Below are 26,259 nucleotides of genomic sequence, written 5' to 3'. Positions count from 1 at the left end.
GTGGGGTCATGTTGGACGTCACCGTGATCGAGGATCCCGAGGCAGCGGCGGTCTCGCTGGATCCGATACGTGCCCGGCTGCTGGCCGAGCTGGCGGCCGGGCCCGCCTCGGCCGCCATGCTGGCCGGGAAGGTCGGGCTGCCGCGCCAGAAGGTGAACTACCACCTCAAGGCGCTGGAGCGGCACGGTCTGGTCGAGCTGGCGGGGGAGCGGCGCAAGGGCAATGTCACCGAGCGGCTGATGCGGGCGACCGCCGCGTCGTACGTGATCTCCCCGCTCGCGCTCGCCGCCGTGCAGCCCGATCCGGACCGCTTCCGGGACCAGCTCTCCGCGCGCTGGCTGCTGGCGCTCGGCGCCCGTCTGGTCCGGGACGTCGGGTCGCTCGTCACGGGCGCGGCCAGGGCCCGCAAGGGGCTCGCGACCTACGCGCTCGACGGCGAGGTCACCTTCGCCTCGGCCGCCGACCGGGCCGCGTTCGTCCAGGAACTGACGGCCGGGGTGAGCGCGCTCCTGCGCAAGTACGACGCGCCCGACGCCGCGGCCGGCCGGGGGCACCGGATCGTCGTCGCGGTCCACCCCACGGTCAGGCCGCAGGCCGCCGGGGCATCGGCACCGCCCGACGGGTCCGAGGAGGCCGACCGACTCGACGACCGGCCTGACCGGCCCGCACTGTTCGACCAGCCCAAGCAGACCGAATCGCGCAAGCGGCCCGACCGGACCGAACTGCCCGACCGGACCGAACTGCGCAAGCAGCCCAATCAGACCGAACTGCCCGACCGGACCGAACTGCCCGGCCTGTGAGACCCGTTGAGGAGCACGTCATGTCCAAGGAATTCGAGATCGCCCGGGAGTTCGAGGTCGACGCCACCCCCGAGGAGGTGTGGGAGGCCGTCACCGCCGGGACGGGCGGGTGGCTGTGGCCCATGGAGGCGCCCGAGCCGCGCGTCGGCGGCAGGGGGCCGTTCGGTTCCGAGGTCACCGCCTGGGACCCGCCGCACCGGTACACCAACCGGGTCGAGGACGTCGAGGGCATCTCCGAACAGACGCGCAACCAGCTGGACTACACGATCGAACCGCGCGACGACGGCAAGCGGGCCTGGGTGAGGTACGTGCACAGCGGCATCTTCGTCGACGACTGGGACAACCAGTACGACGGCGCCGCCAAGCACACCGGCTTCTACCTGCACACCCTGCGCCAGTACCTGACGCGCTTCAGGGGCCGTACGGTCACCGCGTTCGCCACCTTCGACGCGCCGGAGACGGCCGGGGCCCCCGACGCGCTCACCACCGTCGGACGCGCGCTCGGTCTCGCGGACGACACCGCCGAGGAGGCCCGGGTCCAGGTCAAGGGCCCCGACGGACGGCTCCTCGATGCCGTGGTCGACTACCGAGACCCGTACTTCATCGGCCTGCGCACCGACGACGCCCTCATCCGCTTCTTCGGCCGCAACCACTGGGGCTACCGGGTGGGCATGAGCGTCCACGACTTCGCGCCGGGCGCCGACGCCGGGGCGGACGAGAACGCGTGGCAGGGCTGGCTGAACGGCGTGTTCAGCCAGCCCTGAGCGGCACGGACGGCCACGACCCGGCCATGATCGATCATGAATGGTCATGATCGATCATGGCCGTGGTGCACGGCCTACGGCTCGAACCGCACCACCTGCGGGTCGTGGTCGCTGATCTGGTCGTTGAACTCCGAGTTGATGTGCACGCTGTCGTACGTGAACCCGGTGGCGCGCCGGACCGAGCGGCTGACCAGGATCTGGTCGAGGACCTGGGCGTTGCCCTGGAAGACGTACGAGTAACGCTCCCGCTTCGGCAGCGACTTGATCGCCGACCACAGGACGCCGTCCTTCTCCAGCAGCTCCGCGGTGTCGGAGAACTCGAAGTCGTTGATGTCGCCGAGGGCGATGACGGACGCCTTCTTGTCCTTCGCCAGGACCTGCTTGACGAAGGTGTTCACGGCCGTCGCCTGGAGGTGGCGCTGGGTCTCCGAGCTGCGCTTCGGCGGCTGGAACTCCGAGTGCAGCGCCTGGTCGCCGCCCTTGGACGCGAAGTGGTTCGCGACCACGAAGACGGGCTTGCCGCGGAAGGAGAACTCGCCGACGAGCGGCTTGCGGCTGTTCGTCCAGGCGGCGTTCGCCGGGTCGATCCGGCCCGGGGACACCGTCAGCCGCGCCTTGCCGCTCACCTTCGTCACGCCGACGGCGGTCGTGGCGTCGCCGCCCGCGCGGTCGGTGAAGGAGACCCGCGCGGGGTTGAACAGGAAGACCTGGCGGATGTTGCCGCCCGGCTCACCGCCGTCCGCGAGGTTCACCGGGTCGATGGAGCGCCAGTCGTACGCCGGACCGCCGGCCGCCGCGATCGCGTCGATCAGCTTCTTCACGGTCTTGTCGGCGGCGACCGTACCGTCGTTGGTGGCACCGTTGTTGTCCTGGATCTCCTCCAGGGCCACGATGTCGGGCGACTGCAGGTGGTGCACGATCGCGGCCGCGTGGTCCGCGAAGGAGGCGTCCGAGGGGTCCAGGTTCTCGACGTTGTACGTCGCCACCGCCAGCTCGCCCCGCGCCTGCTTGGCGGTCGTCTCGCGCTCCAGGCCGCCCTGCTTGAGGGTGCCGATGCGGTTGGCGACGAGCGTGTAGCCGCCGAACTGGTTGTAGTCCAGCGGGCCGGCCGTCGTGCCCTTCAGAACGTCACCGACGTTCGCCTTCGGGAAGTCGGCGACCGCGCCCAGCGACTGGACCTGCAGCCGGCCGGTGTTCTGCGAGGTGTAGGAGTCGTACAGCGCGCCACCACGGCGGTTGTCGTTCTCCCGGGGCTTCACCGTGACCCACAGCTCGGTGAACGGGTCGCTGGCGCCGACCACGCGGGTGTCGGCGACCTGGACGTTCATGCCCTCCAGGGACTCGTAGTAGTCCAGGGCGTACGTGGCCGGGGCGAGCTTGAGGCCGTTGATCGAGCCGGCGGCGGCGGGGTCGCCGGCCGGGGCGTACTTCTTCGGCACGGACTTGGTGTCGATGACCTTCGCGGCCGGGACGGCGTTGCCCGTGGAGACGACCGTGATCGTCGGGCGGGAGATCTGCGTCACGGACTGGTTTCCGGACGAAGTGCCGCCCGGTATGAACTCGCCGACCGTGCCCGCGACCGTCACCGCGTCGCCCACCGAGACCGTCGGCCGGGAGCTGGTGAAGACGAAGACGCCCTCGCTCGTGGCGGGGTTGGAGTCCGCCTCGGGGTCCTGGATCCAGAAGCCGCGCGAGCCGTAGGTGCGCACGCCCGTGACGATGCCCTGGACCCCGGCGACCTGCTGGCCGGTGAGCGGGGACGTCCGGGTGGTGCCCTGGATGTCGTGGATGCGTAGCGAGTCCGCCTCGGCGGGCGAGGTCAGGACCACGGCGGACACCGTGGAGCAGATGGTGGCGACGGTCAGCGCGCCGATGCGCGCGGTTCTCTTGCTCGGCAAGGGGATCCCTCCGGGGACGTACGTGGGCGCCGGGACGAGAGTGGACGGGGTGGCCTGCGACCGGTGGGGCGGTGCGACGCGCGTAGAACCCGGCGGACCCGATGAACTCCGACGGTCGTGCCTGTGGGAGGCCCCGGAATCATCCCAGAGCTACCCGCGAGTTTCTACGCGCGTCAATCTCCTGCCTGCTCAGGCCAGTTGTCAAGGTTTCAGCCATGTCCAACTCCTGGCAGGTACATGAACCGGGCGGCATGGGTCCAAATCCGTCTAGGCTGCGTACCCGTACGCGTATCGCCTACGGAAAGCCCCCTCGCCGGGGGCGCCGCATCGCTCGGCAGTCGTTCGTCAGCACCTGTTCGTCAGCACCCGTTCCCGAGGAGATCCCCACCGATGTCAGACAGCTCGCCACTGCCGCCGGTGCGGCTCCTCCCCGAAGCGGAGCTGGCGCGGGAGGCGCTCGCCACCCCGCTGCTCTCGCGTGCCGTGCGGCTCGCCCGCTGGGCCGGGCCCGACACACGCGTGGGCACCGGGGGCGAACTCGTCGACGAGCAACTGCCCGCCGCCGCCGAGGCGCTCGGGCTCACCGGGGCGGGCGTCGACGACGGCGACGCGGCGGCCTCGGCCGGCGAGGCCTGGCGGGTGGCCGTGGACACCGGGCTCGTCGAGATCGTGAACCCTGAGGGGATTGAGGGGCCCGACGGAACCGAGGGACCCGAGGGACCCGAGGGGCCGCAGGGAGGGGCGGAGGGGGCGGTCACCGTGGGCGAGGAGCTCGCCCTGCTCACCGGCGGCGGGCCGCAGGACGTGCTCGGCATCTGGCTCACCGCCCTGGAGACCGTCCTCGCCGACGCGAGCGTGCCCGACCTCGACGGCCTCGTCGACGCGATGGAGACCGGCGGCGCGATCGACTTCTCCGAGCTGGACTGGGACCCCGAGGCCGAGGCCGAGTTCCTCGACGGGGTGCTCGGCAACCTGTACCTCCTCACCGTCAGCGAGGACGGCCCCGACGGGCCCGTGCCGCTGCCCGCCCTCGCCGCCTCGATGATCGTCCCCGACGACATGGGGGAGCCCACCAACGACGTGCTGGAGCAGGTCTCGGACGCGATGATGCGGCTGGACGACCAGTTCCGGGTGCTGGAGCCGATCGGGCTGGTGGAGTACCAGCCGGTCGACGAGGCGCTGATGACGGACGCCGAGGAGGTCGTCGCCGCCGAAGGGCCGGGCGGCGCGCCCACCGTCGACGACACCGATGTCACGCGGTACGGCATGGTCCGGCTCACCCCGCTCGGGCTGTACGGGATGCGGGCCCGGCTCCAGGAGGCGGGGGTACCGGCTCCCGCGGTCGGGGACCTCGTCGACAAGGGCGCGGACGCGCTGCTCGACGGCACCGCCGGGTTCCCGCCGGCGGCGGCCCAGGCCGAGACCGAGCAGTGGCTCGCCCGCCGGGAGCCGGCTTCCGCGGCGCGCGAGCTGCTCGCCGCCGCGCGGGGCGCCGACGCCGGCGCGCCGCTGCGGCGGCTGCGCTGTCAGCAGGCGCTGTCCCTCGTGGGGGCCGTGGCCGAGCCGGCCCTGCGGGAGGTGCTGGACGACCCCGAGCTGGGCGGGCTCGCCCGGGTGTGGCTGACCGAGAACGGGGCGGTCGACGTGCCCGTGCCGTCCGAGGCGATGGTCTTCTGGCTGACCATCGACACGGTGGCCGCGCAGCTGGCGGCCGAGGGGAACTCCGCGGAGCTGCGGGCGCTGGTGGAGGGGCTGGCCGCGCAGCACGGTTCGTTCTTCGCGGCGGCGTGGCGGGTGGATCATCCGGCCACGCCCGACGTTCTTGAGGCGATGGGGCGGATCCATCCCGACAAGAGGGTGGCGAAGGAGGCGCGTAAGGCGGCGTTCAAGGCGCGGTCGCAGATGGGGCCGGGGGCTGGGGCGCAGTAGTTCGGGGGCGGTAGCTCGGGGGTGCGGGTGCGTCGGCGTCTGCGGGTGGGTGGGGGCTGGTCGCGCAGTTCCTCGCGCCCCCGAAGGGCGGGGGGCCCTGTGCGTGCGTGGGTGCGGCTTCGGTGGGGCTTCTCGCGCAGTTCCTCGCGCCCCTGAAAAGCAGGGGCTGCGCCCCTCGCGGTCCCCCTCGCCTTCAGCCCTGCGGGCCCCGTCCTCGTTCAGGCCCGTAGGGGCTGGGTTTTCAGGGGTGCGGGGGGCTGCGCGAGGAGCACCGGAGCCGCAGGCGCCGACGGGCCGGATGTTCGAGTGGTGAGGCGCAGACCCTTGGTGGTTCATCGAAGACGGGGGGCGTCCTTCTCTCCGCGTTCAGCCCGCGTTCAGGCGCGGGCGCCACCGTGGCGCGACACCTCGGGTCCGCACCCACGGTCCTCCACCGCCACGCAGGAGACAGCATGCCGCTCACCCGCAGGGACTTCGCCAGACGATCCGCGGTCACCGGAGCCGGTGTCGCGCTGGCCGGCAGCGTGGGCGCGCTCGCCACCGCGCCGAACGCCCTCGCGGCGACCGACACCGACAGCGACCTCGATCCGGGCTCGGAGGCCGGTCACAAAGAAACAGGGCACGGGGCGGACCGGCTCGGCTACGGCCCCCTCCTGCCCGACCCTGAGGGCATCCTCGCGCTGCCCGCAGGATTCAAGTACCGGATCATCACGTACAGCGGCAGGACCAAGCTGGAGTCGGGCGAGTTCACCCCCGGCAAGCACGACGGCACCGCCGCCTTCCCCGGCCCCCGCGGCACCACCCTCCTCGTCAACAACCACGAACTGAAGGGCCCCCGGTCCAACTGGGAGTTCCCGGTGCCGCTCACCGAGGGGCTCGTGTACGACCCGGCGGCGGCCGGCGGCTGCACGGTGGTGGAGGTGCGGCCGGACGGCCGGGTCGCCGAGTGGGTCGGCATCGCGGGCACCTCCACCAACTGCGCGGGCGGCTCCACCCCGTGGGGCACCTGGCTCACCTGTGAGGAGAACTCCGACCGGGCCGGCGTCAACGGCATGACCAAGGACCACGGCTACGTCTTCGAGGTCGACCCCTGTGACCGCCGCGCCAACCGCGCCCCGAAGCCGCTGAAGTTCTTCGGCCGCTACGACCACGAGGCCGTCGTCATCGACCCCAAGCGGGGCCACGCCTACCTCACCGAGGACGCGGCCGCCCCCAACGGCCTCTTCTTCCGCTGGACCCCGCCCAGGGGATTCACCCACGGGCCCGGGAAGTTCCGTACCCTCGCCGACGACGCGGGCGTCCTCCAGGCCCCCCGCTGCTACGACTCCGGCGGCCGCTTCGTCGACGACCTGTCCCGCGCCACGCGGATCGGCACGGTGTACGGCGTCGACTGGGTCGACGTGCCCGACCGGGACGCCAGAACCGTCGCCGTGCGCAAGCAGTTCGCCGACACCGAGATCACCCGCGCCCGCAAGCTGGAGGGCATGTGGTGGGGCGACGGCGGAGCGTACGTCGTCTCCTCGTACGCCCGTGACGAGAGCCCGGTGCGGCACGACGGCCAGGTCTGGTTCTACGACCCCAAGCGCCGCACCCTGACCCTGAAGGTCCTGCTCGGCGTCAACCCGGACCCGTCCGCCGACGGCGCCCTCGACGGCCCCGACAACATCACCGTCTCCCCCTACGGCGGCATCGTCCTCGCCGAGGACGGCGAAGGGGTCCAGCACCTGTTCGGCGCCACCGACAGCGGCCGTACCTATCCGATCGCCCGCAACGACCTGAACATCGGCACCGAGGAGGAGCCGGAGTACAGCGAGTTCGCCGGCGTCACCTTCTCGCCCGACGGAACGACCCTGTACGCCAACATCCAGACGCCGGGCATCCTGCTCGCCATCACCGGCCCCTGGAAGCGGCAGAAGCGGTGAAGCGCTGAAGCGGTCATTAATTCGGTCGCCCGTTCCGCGACCGTCCTCCTAGAGTGATGCACGTCCAGGTGCGAAGGCAGGACCTACTTCCACTCGTAATGGGGAGGTCGCGGGTTCGAGTCCCGTCGCCGGCACCAACACGCCGGTGTAGCTCAGTTGGCAGAGCACCTACGTCGGTTCCGCCGAATTCGATCTCTGGACACCTCATGCTTCACGCACCTCCCGGTGCGTTTCGATCTCGGGAGGCGCGGCAGACGGTGGGTGCCCGGTGCGCAGGCAGCGGATACTTCGGGAACTGGTGGGGAGAAATCCTCGTGCGGGTTCGAATCCCGTCATCGGCCCACGGCCGATGTGGCGGAACGGCAGACGCGCCAGTTTATAAGCACCGCCGCCGACCTCGACCTCGGGCACCTTCCTTCTGTCGCGCCTCCCTCCGAAAAATGCCACGCACGACGTGCGAAGGAATTCGGGGGAATTCATCATGGCGCGGTTCAACAGCAAGAGCACCCGGGCACGGCCCACGTCGCGCGTCACCTCGACGGGACGCGTGCTCCGCACCCACCAGGGCGGTCGCGGCCAGGAGCGGGACGAGCGCTCGGAGCTGTTCCTGCTCTCGATTGCCAACTTCGTCGCGCAGAGGACGTTCTACGAGTCCGGCGAGGACCGGGACGACCGGTTCGCCGCGCTCGTCCGCCGTCTCGCCGTCACCGATCCGGAGTGGACGGCCGGCCTGCTCGGCTGGCTGCGCGGCGAGGGCAACCTCCGTACGGCCTCCCTCGTGGGCGCCGCCGAGTACGTGAAGGCACGGCTCGACGCGGGCGTCACCGACGGTCCGACGAACCGCCAGGTCATCGACTCGGTGCTCCGGCGCCCGGACGAGCCCGGCGAGCTGCTCGCGTACTGGACCTCCCGTTACGGCCGCGCCCTCCCCAAGCCGGTGAAGCGGGGTGTCGCCGACGCCGTACGACGGCTCTACCACCCCAAGTCGCTGCTGAAGTACGACACCGCGTCCAAGGGCTACCGCTTCGGCGACATCCTCAACCTGGTGCACGCGGCGCCCGACCCGGACAAGCCGTGGCAGGGCGACCTGTTCCAGTACGCCCTCGACCGGCGGCACCACCCGGACACGGCGGTCGTGCCCAAGTCGCTGCCCGTGCTCGCGGCCCACCGCGACCTGATGGCCCTGCGTCCGGCCAAGCGCCGCAGAGTCGTGACTGGCGCGGGCGGCGCCCAGCGGCTCGCGGACGCGGGCATCACCTGGGAGGCGCTGGCGGGCTGGCTCCAGGGACCGATGGACAAGGCGGCCTGGGAGGCCGTCATCCCGTCCATGGGCGCCATGGCGCTCGTGCGGAACCTGCGCAACTTCGACGAGGCCGGGGTCTCCGACGAGGTCGCGGCCCGGGTGGCCGCGAGGATCAGCGACCCGGCCGAGGTCGCGCGGTCCCGGCAGTTCCCGTTCCGCTACCTCGCCGCGTACCGGCACGCGCCGTCGCTGCGCTGGGCGTACCCGCTGGAGCAGGCGCTCGGTCACTCGCTGGCCAATGTGCCCGCGCTGCCCGGCCGGACGCTGGTCCTGGTCGACCGCTCGGGCTCGATGTTCTACTCGGGGCTGACCGACGGCTCGTCCCTCACCTACGCGGACGCGGCGGCGATCTTCGGTACGGCGCTCGCGCTGCGGGCGGCGGACGGGGATCTCGTCGAGTTCGGCACCACGAGCCGGCCGGTGTCGTACCGCAAGGGCGAGTCGGTGCTGAAAATCCTGGAGCGCTTCGGCGACCTCGGCGGCACCGACACCACCGAGGCGGTGCGCACGCACTACCGCAAGCACGACCGGGTGCTGATCGTCACCGACGAGCAGGCCACATACAGCCACCACGGCGACCCGACCGCCCAGGTCCCGGCCCATGTGCCGGTCTACACCTGGAACCTCGCCGGTCACCGGGCGGGCCACGGCCCCTCCGGCACGGCGAACCGCCACACCTTCGGCGGGCTCTCCGACGCGGCCTTTCGCATGGTGCCCCTGCTGGAGGGGGCCCGGCGGGCCGAGTGGCCGTGGGCGGCCGGGTGACGCCGCTCCGCGGACCGGCGGTCCACTAGCACGGGGGATGAGTGTGGCCCGTGTCCCATGGGGGACGCGGGCCACACTCTTGTTCGAGGGAGGGACTGGCATCTAACATTTCAGTTCATGGAGGCCATACGACCGGTCGCGCGCACCCTGCTGAGGGACCGCGCCTACCAAGCCATCCGGGACGCCATCGTGGCCGGCGAGATCGAGCCGGGCGCGGTGGTGCGGGACGCCGAGTTCGCGGAGCTGCTGGGTCTGTCCCGGGCGCCGGTGCGGGAGGCTTTCTCCCGGCTGGTGGACGAGGGGCTCCTGGAGAGCAAGCCGCAGAGCTACACCCGGGTCACGGCCGTCGTCGCCTCCGATGTGCGGGACGCCGCCGCCGTGGTCGGGGCCATGCACGAGCTGGTCGCCCGGACCGCCGTGCCCCGGCTGTTCGCGGCGGACGTCGAGATGATGCGCTCGGCCAACGAGCGGTTCGCGGCGGCCGTCCGCACCGGCGACGTCGACGCGGCCCTGGTCGCCGACGACGCACTGCACGACGTGCTCGTCCGGGTGAGCGGCAACCGCGCGGCCGCCGCCACCGTCGCCCGCTACACCCCGCTCATCCGCCGGCTGGAGCGACGGCGCTTCGGCGAGGGCGGCAACTGCCGCTCGGCCGGACTGCACGAGCAGCTGATCGCGGCCTGCGCGGACGGCGACACGGACGAGGCGGTCCGCGTCACGGCGGAGATCTGGCGCGGCCTGGCCGCACTCGCCGACGAGCCGGACACCGATCTCGATGCCGATCGGGACGCCGGTCCCAGCGCCGAGCCGGAAGAGAAGCCGGTCGCGGAGTCGGGTGAGGGGTCGGGGCCGGAGTCCGCCGAGGGAGTGGGCGGCGCCGCGTCCGCGCGCCGGCCCACCCACGAGTCCGCCCACCAGCCTGCCCCCGAACCCGGCGACACGCCCGTGCGCCGAGCGGACCACTGACCCGACCGGCCTCGCCTCAATCCGCCCCCACCCCCGCCCCGCCCCAACGCATCCCGCCTCGCCCGTCCGGCTCCGCCCCACCCCACCCGGGAGAACCCGTGTCCCTCTCGTCCTTCGAGCGCTACCCCCTCCTCTTCGGGCCCTCGCCGGTCCACCCGCTGGAGCGGCTGACCGCGCACCTCGGCGGAGCCTCCGTCTGGGCCAAGCGCGAGGACTGCAACTCCGGCATCGCGTACGGCGGCAACAAGACCCGCAAGCTGGAGTACCTCGTCGCCGACGCGCTCGCGCAGGGCTGCGACACCCTCGTCTCCATCGGCGGCGTGCAGTCCAACCACACCCGCCAGGTGGCCGCCGTCGCCGCCCGCGCCGGGCTCAAGTGCGTGCTCGTGCAGGAGAGCTGGGTCGACTGGCCGGACTCCGTCTACGACAAGGTCGGCAACATCCTGATCAGCCGGCTGGCCGGCGCCGACGTACGGCTCGTGCGGGCCGGCTTCGGGATCGGCTTCAAGGAGAGCTGGGAGCTGGCCCTCAGGGAGGTCGAGGAGGGCGGCGGCAAGCCGTACGCCATCCCGGCCGGCGCCTCCGACCACCCCCTCGGCGGCCTCGGCTTCGCCGGCTGGGCGTACGAGGTCGCCGATCAGGAGCGCGAGCTGGGCGTCTTCTTCGACACGGTGATCGTGTGCTCGGTGACCGGCTCGACCCAGGCCGGCATGGTCGCCGGCTTCGCCGCGTTGGAGGAGGCGGGCGGCAGGCCGCGCCGGGTGATCGGCATCGACGCCTCGGCCAAGCCGACCACCACCCGGGAGCAGGTCGCCCGCATCGCCCGGAACACCGCCAAGCTCATCGGCGTCGAGCGGGAGCTGACCGTGGACGACGTCGAGCTGGACGAGCGCTACCACGCCGGGATCTACGGGGTTCCGGACGATGCCACCCTCGTCGCCATGCAGCTCGCCGCCCGCACCGAGGGCATGGTCACCGACCCCGTGTACGAGGGCAAGTCGATGGCCGGGATGATCGACCTGATCGAGCGTGGCGAGATCGGCCCGGAGTCGACCGTGCTCTACGCCCACCTCGGCGGCCAGCCCGCGCTGAACGCGTACAGCGGAGTGATCCAGTAAGGGGCGGGGGCTCCGCCCCACCGCTCGCCGGCCGGGCGCCCTCCGCACGCGGGAGGCGCCCGGCGTCGCGTACGCGCGTCTCAGAGGGCCTGCGCCGCCGGCTTCACCATCCCCCTGACCGTGCGGGACTTCACGAAGTCGCCCATCGCGGTCATATCCCACTCGCCGCTGAACTGTTTGATCAGCTTGGCCATCATCACGCCGGTCTGGGCCTCGGCGTTGGTGAGGTCGAAGCGGACCAGCTCCTCGCCGGTCGCGGCGTCGAGCAGCCGGCAGTATGCCTTGGCGACCTCGGTGAACTTCTGGCCGGAGAACGAGTTGACCGTGAAGACCAGCCCGGTGACCTCCTGCGGCAGCCGTCCGAGATCGACCACGATCACCTCGTCGTCCCCGCCGCCCTCGCCGGTGAGGTTGTCACCGGAGTGCTTGATCGCGCCGTTCACGATCGACAGCTTGCCGAAGTAGCAGCTGTCGATGTGGTTGCGCTGCGGGCCGTACGCGATGACCGACGCGTCGAGGTCGATGTCCTTGCCCCGGTACGCCGGCTCCCAGCCGAGACCCATCTTGACCTGGGAGAGCAGTGGGCGGCCGCCCTTGACGAGGGAGACCGTCTGGTTCTTCTGCAGGCTGACGCGGCCCTTGTCCAGGTTGATCTTGCCGGCACCCGGGGCGGGGGCCGGGGGTGCGGCCGGCGGGGCGGGCGGCGCCGGGGGAGCCATGACACGGGGGTCCATGGCGGGGGCGGGCGGGGCCGCCGGGGGGTGCGCGGCGGGAGCGGGCGGGACGGGGGCCGGCTGGGCGGCCGGGGCGGGTTCCTCCACCGTGACCCCGAAGTCCGTCGCGATGCCCGCGAGACCGTTCGCGTATCCCTGGCCGACCGCGCGGGCCTTCCACGCGCCGTTGCGCAGATAGATCTCGACGATCACCAGGGCGGTCTCCGTGCCCAGCTGGGGCGGGGTGAAGGTGGAGATCACGGAGCCGTTCGCCGCGTCGCGGATCGTCGCCGTCGGTTCGATGCCCTGGAAGGTCTGGCCCGCCGCGTCCGGGCTGGCCGTGACGACGATCTTCTCGATCCCCGGGGGCACGGCCGAGGTGTCCACCGTGATCGAGTCGGGCGTGGTGCCGCCGCCGGAGCGGTAGGTCACGCCCGGGCCGGACGGCTGGTTGTAGAAGATGAAGTCGTCGTCCGAGCGCACCTTGCCGTCGGCGGTGAGCAGCAGGCCCGACACGTCGAGCCGCACGGGGGCGGAGACGTCCACCGCGACGCGGGTGACGGGCAGCGGGATGTTCGAGCCGGGGGTCATAGCGGTCATGCGTGGTGAACGATTCAGGCCGCTTTACCGTTCCCTTACCCGGGTGCGCCCGGCGGCCGTTCGGGTCAGCGGCGGTTGCGGGGGTGCTCCCGGGCCGTGCGTTCGTTGCCCCGGCGGTAGTTCCCGGTCCAGCGGGCCATGACGAGCTGCGGGTCACCCGCCGCCACCTCGGCGAGGAACCGGGCAGCTCGGGGGCCGCGCAGCGTGGTGGCCTCGCGGCCGTGGTGGTCGATCGTCACGGTGTGGTCGGAGTGCTCGGTGTAGGTGAATCCGCTGGGGCGTGGCATGTCCCGGATCGTAGGGGCGGCAGCGTCGGCGGCCCAGCGAATTTCGGACGCCCGCCGAGTCGCCCGGCCATCTCTGTCGCCGCCCCGCCCCTCCCCGGGCACCACGCCCTAACGCCCTCACGGCACCTACGGCACCACGACGATCTTCCGGCCCACCCCCGACGCGAACTGCTCCAGAGCCTCGGGATACCGCGCCAACGGCACCCGGTCGCTGATGAAGACCTCCGGGTCCAGGACCCCGCCGGCGAAGAGTTCCGCCGCCCGTTCGAAGCTGTGCAGCACGGCCATCGACCCGGTGATGGTGATCTCCTGGTTGTAGATCCGGTACGGGTCGATCGTGACCCGGGTCGCGTAGTCGGCCACCCCGAACTGCAGGAACGTGCCCGCCTTGGCCACCCGCCCCAGCCCGTCCTGGATCGCCGCCGCGTTGCCCGTCGCGTCCACGACGACGTCCCAGCCCTGGGGCCGCTCCAGCTCGTCGGGGCCGGCGGCGGCTCCCGAGACGCCCAGCCGCCGTGCCGTCTCCAGGCGCGCGGGATTCACGTCCACCATGTCCACGCTCGCCGCGCCCGTCCGTTTCGCCAGTTCCAGCATCATCAGCCCCATCGTCCCGGAGCCGTAGATCAGGACATGGGCGCCCAGCCGGGCGCGGAGGACGTCGTACCCCCGTACCGCGCAGGACAGCGGCTCCACGAGCGCCGCGTCCTGGGTGCGGACGTGCTCCGGCAGCCGGACGCAGTTCGCGACGGGGGCGAGCGCGTACTGCGCCGCGCCCCCCGCCGTGGTGACCCCGATCGCGGCCCACCGTTCGCAGAGGTTGTTGTGGCCGGTACGGCAGTACCGGCACTCGTGGCAGTACAGGGACGGGTCGACGGCCACCCGGTCGCCGACGGACAGTTCGGTGACCCGGCCGCCCACGCCCACCACCTCGCCCGCGAACTCGTGGCCCGGCACGATCGGCAGCCTCGGGGCGAACTCTCCCTGCAGGATGTGCAGATCGGTCCCGCACAGTCCGCACGCGGCGACCTCGACGACCACGTCACGGGGGCCCGGTGCCGGGTCCGGGACCTCGGTGACGACGGCCTTGCCCACGGACTCGATGACGGCGGCCTTCATTTGACGGCTCCCAGGGAGAGGCCCTGGACGAGTTTGTCCTGGGCGGCGAACCCCGCGGCGAGCACCGGCAGGGAGATCACGAGCGACGCGGCGCACACCTTGGCCAGGAACAGGCCCTGGCTGGTGATGAAGCCGGTCAGGAAGACGGGGGCGGTCTCCGCCACCACACCGGTCAGCACCCTGGCGAACAGCAGTTCGTTCCAGCTGAAGATGAAGCAGATCAGGGCCGTGGCGGCGATGCCGGGGGCCGCGATCGGCGCCACCACGCGGGCCAGCACGGTCGGCAGCCGGGCGCCGTCCAGGTGCGCGGCCTCGATGACCGCCACCGGGACCTCCGCCAGGAAGGACTGCATCATCCACACGGCGATCGGCAGGTTCATGGAGGTGTGGAGGAGGACGAGCAGCCAGATGTTGTCCAGCAGACCCGTGTTCTTCGCGAACAGGTAGAGGGGGAGCAGGCCCGCCACCACCGGCAGCATCTTCGTCGACAGGAAGAAGAACAGGACGTCCGTCCACTTCTTCACCGGGCGGATCGACAGCGCGTACGCCGCCGGGAAGGCCAGGAGGAGGACGAGCAGCGTCGACGCCAGGGACGCCACCGCCGAGTTGACCAGGGCGGGCCAGGGGCTGGCCCCGCCGTCCACGCCGAAGAACTCCCGGTAGCCGTCGAGGGTCAGGGAGGCCGCCCAGGACGGGGGATTGGTCGCCGCGTCCGGTTCCGAGTGGAGCGACGTCAGTGCCATCCAGGCGATCGGCAGGAAGAACAGGACCCCCACCAGCCAGGCCACCAGGCCCAGGCCGAGTCCCTTGCGTCGCACGGCAGTCGACCTCATGACCGGCCCGCCTCCTCACGGAACAGCGACGAGACCACGCGCAGGGCGAACGTCGCGATGATGATCGAGCCGATGACGACCAGGACGCCCGCGGCCGAGGCGAGGCCGTTCTCGTGGGCCTGGTAGAAGGTCTGGTAGACGGTGTACGGCAGGTTCGCGGTGCCCAGGCCGCCCGAGGTGATCGTGAAGACCGCGTCGAAGTTCTGGACGATGTAGATCGAGCCCAGCAGCGCGCCCAGTTCGAGGTAGCGGCGCAGGTGCGGGAGCGTGAGATGGCGGAAGATCTGCCAGTCGCTCGCGCCGTCGACCCGGGCCGCCTCGATCTGCTGGTGGTCCCGGGACTGCAGCCCCGCCAGCAGGATCAGCATCATGAACGGCGTCCACTGCCACACCAGGGAGGCCTCGACCGCGAGCAGCGGGGTGTCCGAGATCCAGTCCGGCTGCGGGCCGCCGACATAGTGCAACAGGCCGTTGAACAGGCCGTACTCGGGGTTGTAGAGGACGTGTTTCCACAGCAGGGCGGCCGCCACCGGGACGACCAGGAAGGGGGCGATGAGCAGGGTGCGCACGAGGCCCCGGCCCCGGAACCTCCGGTCCAGGAGAAGCGCCAGCAGCAGGCCGAGGACGAGGCCGGCGAGGACCACGGCGACCGTCAGCAGGATCGTCGTCCACACCGAGCGGCGCAGGTCGGGGTCGGTGAGCACCTCGCCGTAGTTGGCGAGGCCGGCGAAGCCGCGGGCGTCCGGGTAGAGGGAGTTCCAGTCGAGGAAGGAGATCACCAGCGTGGCCACGAACGGGAGCTGGGTCACGGTGATCATGAAGATCAGGGCGGGCAGGAGCGGGGCGCGGGTGGCCCAGGCGCGCAGCCGGGTGTTCGGCGCGCTCCGGGTACGTACGGGGGTCGCCGCCCTCGGCGCTGTCGTGGTCGCGGTCATCGTCCCTCGTACTCCTCGGAGATCTGCTCGGCGAGCGCCTGTGCCTTCCTCAGGGCCGTCGCGACGGACTGGCGTCCGGCGATGGCCGCGCTGATCTCCAGGGACACCTTGGTGCCGAGGTCGGTGAACTCGGGGATGCCGACGAACTGGATGCCCGGCGCGGGACGCGGCTGCACCCCGGGGTCGGTGGGTCGGGCGCCCTCGATGGCCTCGCGGGTCATCTCCTGGAAGGCGGCGGCCTCCTCGCGGTAGTCCGCGTTCGCGTACGTCGACTCCCGTTTGCCGGCGGGCACGTTCGACCAGCCGATCTCTTCGCCGACCAGTTCCTCGTACTCCCTGCTCGACGCCCAGGAGACGAACTTCCAGGCCTTGTCGGGGTTGCGGGAGGCGTGTTGGATGCCCCAGGCCCAGGTGTAGAGCCAGCCCGCGGACTCGGTCCTCTCGACCGGGGCCGGTACGTAGCCGATCTTCCCCTTCACGGGGGAGCCGTCCGCCTCCAGGGATCCGGCGGCGGACGTGGCGTCGTACCACATGGCGACCTTGCCCTGGGTCATGTTGTTGAGGCACTCGGCGAAGCCGGCCTGGGCGGCGCCCGACTCGCCGTGCTCACGCACGAGGTCCACGTAGAACCTGGTCGCCCGTTCGAACTCGGGGGAGTCCAGGCGTGCTTTCCAGTCCTTGTCGAACCAGGTGCCGCCGAAGGTGTTCACGACCGTCGTCAGGGGTGCCATCACCTCGCCCCAGCCGGGCAGGCCGCGCAGGCAGATGCCCTTCATGCCCTCCTCGGCCCCGTCCGCCTTCGCGGCGAGGCCGGCGACCTGCCGCCAGGTGGGGTGCTCGGGCATGGTGAGGCCCCGCTCGGCGAAGACGTCCTTGCGGTACATCAGGAAGGACGACTCGCCGTAGAAGGGCTGCCCGTAGAGCTTGCCGTCGTCGCCGGTCAGGGACTGGCGCATGGGTTCGAGAATGTCCTGCTGGTCGAAGCCCGGGTCCTTCGCGACGTAGGGGTCCAGCTCCTCCAGCCAGCCGTTGCGGGCGTAGATCGGTATCTCGTAGTTGCTGAGGGTGGCCACGTCGTACTGGCCCGCCTGGTTGGCGAAGTCCTGGCTGATCTTGTCGCGGACGTCGTTCTCCGGCAGCACGGTGAAGTTCACCTCGATGCCGGTCTCCTTGGTGAAGTGCGCGGCCGTGAGCTTCTGCAGTTCCTGCATCTGGGGGTTGTTGACCATCAGCACGTTGATGGCGTCGCCGCCGGATCCCGCCCCGCCCGCTCCGGTCCAGCAGCCGGAGAGAAGCGGGGCGAGCAGCGTCCCTGCGGCGACCGCGGCGAGTGCGCGCGGTCTCCGTCGGCTCGGGATTCGCATGGATCGCTCCTGGACGTATGGGGGATAGCGGGAGATAAGGGGTGGCGCAAGGCGCGGAGGGGGTGCGGAGGGGGTGCGGAAGGGGTTGGTGGGGTGGGTGGGGTGGTCAGACTCGGGTGACCTGGGGACCCAGCAGCGAGTAGCGGTGGGCCTCCGAGGCCGGGAGCAGGGTGCTCGTGACGATCGCGTCCAGGTCGCCCACCCCGGCGAACCGGCAGAAACTGGCCGCGCCGAACTTGGTGTGGACGCCCGCGAAGACCGTGCGCCGGGAAGCGCGCATCGCCTGGGCCTTGACCTCGCTGACGGCCGGGTCGGGGGTGGTGAGGCCGTGGTCGCGGGTGATGCCGTTGGCGCCGATGTACGCCAGGTCGATGACGAAGCCGGCCAGCATCCTCGTCGTCCAGTGGTCGACGGTCGCGAGCGTGCCGGGGCGCACCCGGCCGCCGAGCAGCAGCACGGTGGTGTTGCCGGCCTCCGCGAGCGCCCCGGCGGTGGCGAGGGACGCGGTGACCACGGTCAGCGGCCGGTCCCGGGGCAGCGCCTCGGCGATGAGCTGCGGGGTGAAGCCCTCATCCACGAAGACCGTCTCCGCGTCGCCCAGCAACTCGGCCGCCGCGGCGGCGATCCGGCGCTTCTCGGGCACGTGGCTCGTGGCGCGGAAGGCGAGCGTCGTCTCGAACCCGGCGCTCTCCACGGGATACGCCCCGCCGTGCGTGCGGCGGACCAGGCCGTGGTCCTCCAGGGCGCGCAGATCACGCCGTACGGTCTCCTTGGCCACGCCCAGCGTGACGGCGAGTTCGCCGACGTCGACCGCGCCCGTGCGGCGGGCGGCCCGGACGATCTCGCGTTGCCTCTCCTCCGCGCTCATGGCCGACACCCGCTCTCCCTCGCCGTAGTGCTGCCCGTTCGGGCCCGGTGCGGGCCCTGGGGGAAGTTCTACAGCCGGTGCGCGGCGCCGACCAGGCCTGTTGCGCGACCGATGATGCCCGTCCCTGACCGTTTCGCGGCGCCTCGGCCCGTCACGGACCTGGGGCGGGCGTGGGATCGGGCAAGGGGCGTGCCCGCATGGGGGAGCGGGCGGGCCCGTTCGGTGCCCGCCCGCTCCTTCCGCACGGCGTACGGCCCTCGTTTCCCGTACGGCGCGCGAACTCCTGGGTCCGCGCCGGTGTGGTCAGTGCGGCCAGATCGGCGGGTCGCTCACGAAGTGGCCGCCGAGGTGGGCGTGGGCCACGTTCCCGGGGTCCAGTTCGCCCTGCTCGGCGATCAGTTTCTCGGCGTACGGCTCGGAGTCGTCCCTCGGCTCGTAGCCGAGGGCGCGGGCGGTGGACAGGTCCCACCACAGGCGGGTGTTGGCGGAGGAGCCGTAGACGACGGTGTGGCCGACGTGCTCGGCGGTCAGGGCCGCGTGGAAGAGGCGGGCGCCGTCGGCCGGGCTCATCCACAGCGAGAGCATCCGGACGCTGGTGGGCTCGGGGAAGCAGGAGCCGATGCGCACGGAGACCGTCTCCAGGCCGTACTTGTCCCAGTACAGCTGCGCCAGGTCCTCGCCGAAGGACTTGGACAGGCCGTAGAAGGTGTCGGGGCGGTGCGGGGTGTCGACGGGGATCAGCGGGTCCTCGCCCAGCGGGCGGGGGGTGAAGCCCACCGCGTGGTTGGAGGACGCGAAGACGATACGGGGCACACCCTCCGCGCGGGCGGCCTCGTACAGGTTGTGGGTCCCCTCGATGTTCGCCTTCAGGATCTTGTCGAAGGAGGCTTCCAGGGAGATGCCCGCGAGGTGGATGATCGCGTCGACGCCCCGGACGGCCTCGCGCAGGGCGTCCTTGTCGGCGAGGTCGGCCGTGATCGCGTCCGGCGCGCCCTCGACGGGGAGCAGGTCCATCAGGCGAAGCTCGTAGCCGTGGGCCGGGAGCAGGTCCCGCATCAGGGTGCCGAGCCCGCCGGCGGCGCCGGTGAGCAGAACGGTGCGGGGAGCGGGCATCCGGGGATCTCCTTGCATCGCCAGCCGTGCACATGGGCGTCCAACATTCACATTCATGGACACGCTAGGGAGTGCGGTCCCGTGCGTCAAGGGGGACGCGGAGGCGTGAAATCGCTGGTGCGGCGCAGGTTGTCCGGCTTGACCGTCCATGAGGAGGCGCCTTAGCGTGCTGTTGTTCAGAAATGTAAACACTGATCAGTGACCTGGACTGGGAGAGCCCGTGGACTTGGGACAGCCCGTGACGTCAGCCCCGCTCGCCGCCCGGCTCAGGGTCCCCAGCGGACCGCTGTTCTTCCCCGTCACGGCCTACGGCCCGGACGGCGCCATCGATCTGGACGTCTATCGCGCGCACGTCCGCCAGGGCGTCGAGGCCGGGGCCGCCGCGGTCTTCGCCTGCTGCGGCACCGGCGAGTTCCACGCACTCACGCCCGAGGAGTTCCAGCGCTGCGTACGGGCCGCCGTCGCCGAGACGGCCGGCCGGGTGCCGGTGGTGGCCGGCGCGGGCTACGGCACCGCCCTCGCCGTGCGCTACGCACGTCTCGCCGAGGAGGCCGGGGCCGACGGCCTCCTCGCCATGCCGCCCTACCTGGTCGTGGCCGCCCAGGAGGGGCTGCTCCGCCACTACCGGGAACTCGCCGCGGCGACCTCCCTCCCCGTCGTCGTCTACCAGCGCGACAACGCCGTGTTCACGCCGGAGACGGTGGTCGAACTGGCCCGCACGGAGGGGATCGTCGGCCTCAAGGACGGCCTCGGCGACCTGGACCTGATGACGCGGATCGTGAGCGCCGTACGCGGCGAGGCCCCCGGCCCGGACGACTTCCTCTACTTCAACGGCCTGCCGACCGCCGAGCTGACCCAGCCCGCGTACCGGGCCGTCGGGGTCCCCCTGTACTCGTCGGCCGTCTTCTGCTTCGTCCCGGAGATCGCCCTCGCGTTTCACCGGGCGCTGGGCGCCGGGGACGATGCGCTCGTGGAGCGGCTGATCGACGGGTTCTACCGCCCCTTCGTCGACCTCCGCGCCCGGGGACGCGGCTATGCGGTGTCACTGGTCAAGGCCGGGGTACGGCTACGGGGGCTGGACGTCGGAGAGGTGCGGCCACCCCTGCACGAACCGGCCGAGGGACACGTCAAGCAACTGAGCCAGTTGATCGAGCGCGGCCACGCGCTGCTGGAAGAGTGCCAGGAGGGCAAGTGAAGGCGTCGACGTTCGTCTACCCGTGGGACGTCAACGGGGATCCGGCCGCCGCCGAGCGCATCGCGGGGCTCGGGGTACGGCAGGCGACGCTCGCCTCCGCCTACCACTCCACCCGCGCGCTCACCCCCCGCCACCCCCGGCACCGCATCGTCACCGCCGAGCACGCGGCCGTGCTGTACCCGCCGGGTGCGCGGTGGGAGGGCCGTACGCTGCGGCCCTGCGCGGCGGGGGACTGGGCGTTCGGCGACGCGTTCGGCGAGGCGGCCACCGCGCTCGCGCACGCCGGACTCGAAGTGCACACCTGGGTGGTCCTGGCGCACAACTCCCGCCTGGGCGCCGAGCATCCCTCGACCTCCGTGGTCAACGCCTACGGGGACCGGTATCCGTGGGCCCCCTGTGTCGCGCAGCCCGACACCCGGGAGTACCTGGTCGACCTGGCGGTGGAGGCGGCGGTCCGGCCCGGCGCGCGCGGCACCGAGCTGGAGTCGCTCGGCTGGTACGGCTTCTCCCACCTCCACGCCCACGACAAGACGGGCGGGGTCGGCCTCGGCGACGCCGGGCAGTACCTGATGTCGCTGTGCTTCTGCGGCACCTGCCGCGACGGGTACGCCGGCGTTGGACAGGACCCCGACGAGCTGGCGGCGGCCGTACGCGCGGCGCTGGAACCGCTGTGGCGGGGCGAGACCGTCGACGAGGGCTGGCCGGCCGTGGAGAAACTCCTCGGGACCGAGAAGGCGACGGCCACGCGGGTGTGGCGCGACGCGACCGCCCGTTCGCTCCAGGAGGAGGCCGTCGGGGCCGTACGGTCCGCCGCGCCCGCCGGGTTCCAGGTGCTGCTGCACGCGGACCCGGTCACGTACCACTGCGGGGCGAACCCCGGGGTGGACCCCCAGCACATCCTCGGCGTGGCCGACGGTGTCGTCGTGCCCTGCGCGGGCGGGCCGGGGCTGCTGCCGGCGTTCGCGAAGGCCGGGGCGGACGGGGCCGTGCTGGCCGCCAACTTCGGCATCGTGTCGGGCATGGGCGGCAGCCCGGTGACCCTGGCCGAGGACGCGGGGCGGGCGGTGGAGCTGGGGGCGACCGAACTCCGGCTGTACCACGCGGGGTTGGCCTCGGACCAGGATCTGGCGGCGGTACGGGAGGCGTTGACGGCGGTGCGGTGAACCGCCCCGTCCACCCCACCGCGCCCGGACCGCACCGCGCCGGGCGTCGGCTCAGCAGGCGATGACGTACCAGACCGGGGTCCAGAACACGTCGTTCTTGAGGGGAGCGTCGAGGGAGAACATCCAGGCGCCGTTCACGTCGTAGAAGTTCGCCCGGGTGCCCGGCGTCTGGTTGTTGTGGAGGGAGCCCCAGCCCACGAGGTTGGGCAGCGTGTACGTCACGCCGCACGTGGTGTAGTCGAATCTGTTGCCGTTGCCGCCCTTGCCGCACACGTAGTAGTACGCGCAGTTCAGCGGGGCGGCGGCGGCCGAGCCGGACCTGGCCGCCCGGGGCACGACGGCGTTCTTCATCTGGTCCGCCGTCAGCGACGGCTGCCGGACCTCCTCGGACGTGCGGACGCCGGTGCCGCCGTCGGTGCCCGCTGTGCGGGCGGCGGCCGTACCGGCCGACCCGACCGTCGAGATCGCGATCGCCGCTGCCGCGAACAGGGCCGCGGCCGTCTTGCGCAGTGCCATGAGAAATCCCTTCCCGGTGCCGTCAACTCCCGCTCCGCACGCGGAAGTCGGCGGTTCCTCACTCTCGGGCACCGGGGTCCGGCAGGCAACCCGTCACGCGGTGGGTCACGTGGGTGACGAGGCTCGTCGGACGTGCGGACAGCTGTTCCAGTTGGTCGAGCCCGGCCGCTTAGCCGTCGACCGAGACCGTGATGTCGCGGACCACTGTGCTCATGCGTCCAGCCTCCCGTACGGGTCAGCGGCGGCACAGCAGCCAGGCCGCTGTCAGGAGGAGAAGTGTGCCGAGGGCCGGCAACAGCACCGGGAGACCGGCCACGTCCACCAGGCCGGCGCCGATCGCCGTGCCCACCGCTGTCGGGGCGAAGAGGAGGGTGTGGGCGGTGGCCGTGGTGCGGCCCAGCCGGTCGGGCGGGGTCTCGCGCTGGACCGCGGTGAGCGCCGCGGTCAGGACGCAGGGGAGGCCGATGCCGATCGCCGCGCCGCAGGCCAGGGCGGCGATGTCGCTCGGGACGGTGCGGGCCGCCACCGCCGCCCCCGTCAGGGCGATGCCGTAGGCCGCGAAGGGGAGTTCGCCGAGGCGCCGCAGGAGGGGGCCCGTGGCCAGGCCGACGGCGATCGAACCGGTGCCCTGGGCGACGAAGAGGAGGCCGGTGTACGCCGGGGAGTGGCCCAGGGACTCGACCACCGCGTAGATCAGGGCGCCGTTCACCCCGGAGAGCAGCATCGTCGTGCCGCCGGCCAGGACCAGGGGGCGCAGGCGCTCGTGGGTGAGGAGCTGGCGGGCGCCTTCGGCCGTACGGGCGTACAGGCCGGGGGCGGGTCCTTCGCCGCGGCCGGGCGGGCGCGGCGTTCCCTTGCGCACCAGTCCGTACAACCCCGCCGCCGCGACGAACGTCACCGCGTCCAGCAGGGCCACCGTCGCTCCGCCGTACGTCGCGTACAGACCGGCTCCCGCCAGCGGGGCCACCAGTTTCATGCTCTCGTTGGCCGTCATGCGCAGGCCGTTGAAGTCGCCGAGGAGGGCAGGGTCGACGGCGGTGGCGACGAGGGCCGACTCGGCCGCGTCGTGGACGACGCCTGCCGCGCCGTAGACGAGGAGGACCGCGTAGAGGAGCCACAGGTCGCCCGGGGAGTCGACGGCGAAGAGGGTGAGCAGGAGGGCGGCCAGGCCCAGGTCGGTGGTGACGAGGAGGGCGCGGCGGCGGGGGCGGTCCGCGAGGGTGCCCAGGAGGGGGCCGGCGAGGAGCGGGGTCCACAGGGCGAGCGTGCACAGCGCCGCCAGCGCGTCCGAGCCGGTGAGGTCCTTGACCCAGACGCCCGCGACCAGCCACATCGCCGACGAGCCGAGGCCCGAGACCACCACGGCGGCGAGATACGGCCCCGCGTTCCGGTCCCCGAGGACACGCCTCGTGGCCCGGGCCGACGTCGATGCCGTCGAATCCATGGATGTCATGACTGGTGATCGTGGTGCTGAGGACCCGCCGCACGGATCGGACAGATGCCCTAGGAATCGTCGCCGGGAGGAACGAGTAGGGGGCGAGCGATGAGTTCCCTGGACGCCGGGGGTCTACCGACATGACGACAGAGAACACGGGCGCACCACCCCGACGCGCCTTCGAGACGTACCCAGGAGCTCCGCATGACCGACCAGGCACCGGCCCCCCTCGACCTCGCCCCGCAGGCCCGCGCCGTCGCCCGCCTCGCCCGGGGCGTCCGCGACGAGCAGCTCTCCGACCCCACTCCGTGCCCGGAGTACGCCGTGCGCCACATCCTCGGGCATCTGCTCGGGCTGTCCGTCGCCTTCCGTGACGCGGGCCGGAAGGATCTGGGGCCCACGACGGACACCAACCCGCAGGCGGCGCTGCCCGACATCGGGCCGGACTGGCGCGAGGCCCTGCCGCGAGTCCTCGACGAACTCGCCGAGGCCTGGCAGGACCCGGCCGCGTGGGCGGGGGAGACCCGGGCGGGCGGGGTGTCCCTGCCGGGGGAGATCGCCGGCGCGGTGGCCGCGGACGAGCTGGTCGTGCACGGCTGGGACCTCGCACGGGCGACCCGCCAGGCGTACGACCCCGATCCGGCGGCCCTCACCGCGACCCACGCCTTCCTCGCCGCCTCGGCCGACGACCCGGCGCGCGGCGAGATCTTCGGCCCCGTACAGCCCGTACCGGACGACGCGCCGCTGCTGGACCGGGCGATCGGCCTGAGCGGCCGCGACCCGCTCTGGAAGCGGTAGGCCGTGCGGCGGAGGGCGGAGGGCGGAGGGGAGCGCCGGGCGACGTTCCCGGCCTACGCCGCCGCCCTCCGCCCCACCCGACCCGCACCCCACCCCGTAGACGCATCCAGGACAGAACCCGCGAAACGCGGCGCGCGCCCCCTCCCGCTCCGTACGCTCCCGGGCATGCCCCTGAGTCTCACCGTCCTCGGCACCGCCTCTCCGCACCCCCGCCCGGGCCGGCCCGCCTCCGGGTATCTGCTGCGCGGCGGGGGCGCCGAGATATGGGTGGACGCGGGGTTCGGGACGTTCGCCGAGTTGCAGCGGCACACGGATCCCACTCGGCTCACGGCGATCTGGATCTCCCATCTGCACGCGGACCACTGCGCGGACCTGGTGGCCGCGTTGTACGCCTTCGCGTACGGCGGCCTCACCCTGCCCGCGCCGCTGCCCGTGTACGCGCCCGACGGCTGCGCGGAGCGCCTCGCCGGATTCTTCGGGAGGCCGGACACGACCTTCCTGAACAGCGTCTTCGACTTCCGGACCCTCTATGACGGCCACACGGTCCGGCACTGGAACCTCACTCTCACTGCCCATGCCGTCGTCCACGACGTGGAGTCGTACGGGCTGCGCGCCGAGTGCCAGGGCCGCGTCTTCGCCTACTCGGGGGACAGCGGCCCGTGCGACGCGCTGAGCCGGCTCGCCGGCAGCGCCGACCTGTTCCTGTGCGAGGCGGACCTCGACGCGCATCGCGAAGGTGAACCCCGCGTGCACCTCACGCCGGAGGAGGCCGGGACGTACGCGAAGAGTGCGAGCCGGCTGCTGATCACCCATGTGGGTCCCACGCTCACCCCGGAGGGGGCGACCGGCCGGGCGGCCGTCGTCTTCGGCGGGCCCACCGAGAGCGCGCGCGAGGGCGAGACCACGACCGTGTGATTTCAAGATCATGTGACGGTCGGCACATCTTCTTCTGTCAGAAGCATTGACGAAACATCGCACCCCTCCTACCTTCAACGCGTCGTACTTCGTACGTCATATATGAGACGCGATACGTGAGATCCCATACCTGAGATCTCACACGTGAGAACCGAGAGGCGCGCATGACCTCTGTGCCCACGCCGATCCCGTCCCGCACGCAGTTCGTGCTGGAAGGGATCAAGCACCGCATCCTCACCGGGCAGTTGACGCCCGGTCAGGCCCTGGTCGAGACCGAGCTGGCCGCGCAGTTCGGGGTGTCCAAGACCCCCGTGCGCGAGGCGCTCAAGACGCTGGCCGGGACCGGCCTCGTCGTGATGAGCCAGTACAAGGGCGTCACGGTGCGCATGGTGGACGCGGACATGGCGCGCGAGGTCTATGACGTACGGCTGCTCCTGGAGCCGGAGGCCCTGCGGCGCTCGGTGCGGCGCGGCGCTCCCTGGGACGCGGCCGCCGACGCGCTGACCCGGGCCGACGAGGCCACGGACACCGCCGAACGGTCGCTGGCCAACCGGGAGTTCCACCGCGCCCTGTACGTGCCGTGCGGCAACCCGCTGCTCGGCCGGATGCTCGACGAGGTGCGCGACCAGGCCGCCCTGGTGTCGGCCGTGGCGTGGGCCGCCGACCCCTCCTGGGAACGGGAGGCCGCCGAGCACCGGGAGATCCTGCGGCTCGCCCTCGACGGCGACGCCGACGGCGCTGCCGCCGCCCTGCACGCGCACATCGCCTCGTTCGTGGAACGCGCCTTCCCCGGGGCGCGGGAGGACGAGCAGGCCTCCGTGCCCCGGCGGCCCCAGCAGAACCGGTAAGCCCCTGTGTCCACGAGGCACGGCGCACCCGCACCTCACCGCGGACCGCCGGCCTCCGTAGTCCTCCAAGAGCTTTTCGCAGAGGAAGGTCATCC

At 72.1% G+C, this 26,259-nt stretch carries 23 protein-coding genes; 12 read left to right on the top strand and 11 right to left on the bottom strand.

The features are described from left to right. The first annotated feature begins 8 nt into the window (after positions 1-8). Positions 9-800, top strand: a complete 792-nt coding sequence (locus H4687_RS11360) for an ArsR/SmtB family transcription factor (RefSeq protein ID WP_046918664.1) — start codon at positions 9-11, stop codon at positions 798-800. 20 nt (positions 801-820) lie between these two features. Next, positions 821-1,564 (top strand): SRPBCC family protein, encoded by a 744-nt coding sequence (locus tag H4687_RS11355; protein ID WP_046918665.1) that lies wholly within the window; start codon positions 821-823, stop codon positions 1,562-1,564. Positions 1,565-1,638: 74 nt separating this feature from the next. Here H4687_RS11355 and H4687_RS11350 read toward each other — a convergent pair whose 3' ends face one another. Next, positions 1,639-3,462 carry an endonuclease/exonuclease/phosphatase family protein gene (locus H4687_RS11350; RefSeq protein ID WP_046918666.1) on the bottom strand — a complete coding sequence of 608 codons (1,824 nt, stop codon included), beginning with the start codon at positions 3,460-3,462 and terminating at the stop codon, positions 1,639-1,641. 390 nt (positions 3,463-3,852) lie between these two features. On the opposite strand from H4687_RS11350, the gene H4687_RS11345 reads away from it, so the two are divergent. From H4687_RS11345 to H4687_RS11325, 5 genes are all read left to right on the top strand, one after another. Next, positions 3,853-5,391, top strand: coding sequence for a hypothetical protein (locus tag H4687_RS11345; protein WP_046918667.1), 1,539 nt, complete (start codon positions 3,853-3,855; stop codon positions 5,389-5,391). A 452-nt stretch (positions 5,392-5,843) separates the two neighbouring features. Next, positions 5,844-7,313, top strand: a complete 1,470-nt coding sequence (locus H4687_RS11340) for an alkaline phosphatase PhoX (RefSeq protein WP_046919720.1) — start codon at positions 5,844-5,846, stop codon at positions 7,311-7,313. Between the two features lie 481 nt (positions 7,314-7,794). Continuing rightward, entirely contained in the window at positions 7,795-9,381 is a 1,587-nt protein-coding gene (locus H4687_RS11335; RefSeq protein ID WP_046919719.1) for a TROVE domain-containing protein, read from the top strand. Positions 9,382-9,498: 117 nt separating this feature from the next. After that, positions 9,499-10,347 (top strand): GntR family transcriptional regulator, encoded by an 849-nt coding sequence (locus H4687_RS11330; RefSeq protein ID WP_046919718.1) that lies wholly within the window; start codon positions 9,499-9,501, stop codon positions 10,345-10,347. Positions 10,348-10,445: 98 nt separating this feature from the next. After that, positions 10,446-11,465, top strand: a complete 1,020-nt coding sequence (locus H4687_RS11325; RefSeq protein ID WP_013004572.1) for a 1-aminocyclopropane-1-carboxylate deaminase — start codon at positions 10,446-10,448, stop codon at positions 11,463-11,465. 80 nt (positions 11,466-11,545) lie between these two features. Here H4687_RS11325 and H4687_RS11320 read toward each other — a convergent pair whose 3' ends face one another. The 8 genes from H4687_RS11320 to H4687_RS11285 form a co-directional block, all read right to left on the bottom strand. After that, a complete protein-coding gene (locus H4687_RS11320) occupies positions 11,546-12,769 on the bottom strand; it encodes a TerD family protein (protein ID WP_192781809.1) in 1,224 nt (407 codons plus the stop codon). A gap of 74 nt (positions 12,770-12,843) precedes the next feature. Further along, complete coding sequence (locus tag H4687_RS11315; RefSeq protein ID WP_046919684.1) at positions 12,844-13,065, bottom strand: hypothetical protein; 222 nt, start codon at positions 13,063-13,065, stop codon at positions 12,844-12,846. A gap of 126 nt (positions 13,066-13,191) precedes the next feature. Continuing rightward, positions 13,192-14,181: a zinc-dependent alcohol dehydrogenase family protein gene (locus H4687_RS11310; RefSeq protein WP_046919685.1), complete on the bottom strand. Its 990-nt coding sequence runs from the start codon at positions 14,179-14,181 to the stop codon at positions 13,192-13,194. Continuing rightward, positions 14,178-15,014, bottom strand: a complete 837-nt coding sequence (locus tag H4687_RS11305; RefSeq protein WP_046919686.1) for a carbohydrate ABC transporter permease — start codon at positions 15,012-15,014, stop codon at positions 14,178-14,180. The genes H4687_RS11310 and H4687_RS11305 overlap by 4 nt, the downstream gene beginning before the upstream one ends. Beyond that, entirely contained in the window at positions 15,011-15,949 is a 939-nt protein-coding gene (locus H4687_RS11300; protein ID WP_046919687.1) for a carbohydrate ABC transporter permease, read from the bottom strand. Before H4687_RS11300 ends, H4687_RS11305 begins: the two co-directional genes overlap by 4 nt. Next, complete coding sequence (locus H4687_RS11295; protein WP_046919688.1) at positions 15,946-17,313, bottom strand: ABC transporter substrate-binding protein; 1,368 nt, start codon at positions 17,311-17,313, stop codon at positions 15,946-15,948. The genes H4687_RS11300 and H4687_RS11295 overlap by 4 nt, the downstream gene beginning before the upstream one ends. A gap of 106 nt (positions 17,314-17,419) precedes the next feature. Continuing rightward, a complete protein-coding gene (locus tag H4687_RS11290) occupies positions 17,420-18,181 on the bottom strand; it encodes a DeoR/GlpR family DNA-binding transcription regulator (RefSeq protein ID WP_179860309.1) in 762 nt (253 codons plus the stop codon). A gap of 303 nt (positions 18,182-18,484) precedes the next feature. After that, complete coding sequence (locus H4687_RS11285) at positions 18,485-19,294, bottom strand: NAD-dependent epimerase/dehydratase family protein (RefSeq protein WP_046919911.1); 810 nt, start codon at positions 19,292-19,294, stop codon at positions 18,485-18,487. A 238-nt stretch (positions 19,295-19,532) separates the two neighbouring features. Here H4687_RS11285 and H4687_RS11280 point away from each other — a divergent pair, with 238 nt between their 5' ends. Next, positions 19,533-20,489 carry a 5-dehydro-4-deoxyglucarate dehydratase gene (locus tag H4687_RS11280; protein WP_046919912.1) on the top strand — a complete coding sequence of 319 codons (957 nt, stop codon included), beginning with the start codon at positions 19,533-19,535 and terminating at the stop codon, positions 20,487-20,489. Next, positions 20,486-21,652, top strand: a complete 1,167-nt coding sequence (locus H4687_RS11275; protein WP_046919913.1) for a hypothetical protein — start codon at positions 20,486-20,488, stop codon at positions 21,650-21,652. Before H4687_RS11280 ends, H4687_RS11275 begins: the two co-directional genes overlap by 4 nt. 51 nt (positions 21,653-21,703) lie before the next feature. On the opposite strand, the gene H4687_RS11270 is transcribed toward H4687_RS11275, so the two are convergent. Both H4687_RS11270 and H4687_RS11265 read right to left on the bottom strand, forming a co-directional pair. Next, entirely contained in the window at positions 21,704-22,168 is a 465-nt protein-coding gene (locus H4687_RS11270; protein ID WP_046919914.1) for a hypothetical protein, read from the bottom strand. Positions 22,169-22,403: 235 nt separating this feature from the next. Then, the gene (locus H4687_RS11265) at positions 22,404-23,612 is read right to left on the bottom strand and encodes an MFS transporter (RefSeq protein WP_046919915.1); all 1,209 of its coding nucleotides are present in this window, start codon (positions 23,610-23,612) and stop codon (positions 22,404-22,406) included. Between the two features lie 195 nt (positions 23,613-23,807). On the opposite strand from H4687_RS11265, the gene H4687_RS11260 reads away from it, so the two are divergent. The 3 genes from H4687_RS11260 to H4687_RS11250 all read left to right on the top strand — a co-directional run bounded on the left by H4687_RS11260 (position 23,808) and on the right by H4687_RS11250 (position 26,164). Beyond that, positions 23,808-24,401, top strand: a complete 594-nt coding sequence (locus H4687_RS11260) for a TIGR03086 family metal-binding protein (protein ID WP_050398317.1) — start codon at positions 23,808-23,810, stop codon at positions 24,399-24,401. Between the two features lie 165 nt (positions 24,402-24,566). Next, positions 24,567-25,316 carry an MBL fold metallo-hydrolase gene (locus H4687_RS11255; RefSeq protein ID WP_050398316.1) on the top strand — a complete coding sequence of 250 codons (750 nt, stop codon included), beginning with the start codon at positions 24,567-24,569 and terminating at the stop codon, positions 25,314-25,316. A 164-nt stretch (positions 25,317-25,480) separates the two neighbouring features. Then, positions 25,481-26,164 (top strand): GntR family transcriptional regulator, encoded by a 684-nt coding sequence (locus H4687_RS11250; protein ID WP_046917893.1) that lies wholly within the window; start codon positions 25,481-25,483, stop codon positions 26,162-26,164. Positions 26,165-26,259: the final 95 nt, after the last annotated feature.

The sequence above is a fragment of the Streptomyces stelliscabiei genome, from assembly GCF_014873495.1.
In the GTDB taxonomy this organism is placed as follows: Bacteria; Actinomycetota; Actinomycetes; order Streptomycetales; family Streptomycetaceae; genus Streptomyces; species Streptomyces bottropensis.
This window is presented reverse-complemented; position numbering and strand designations above follow the sequence as displayed.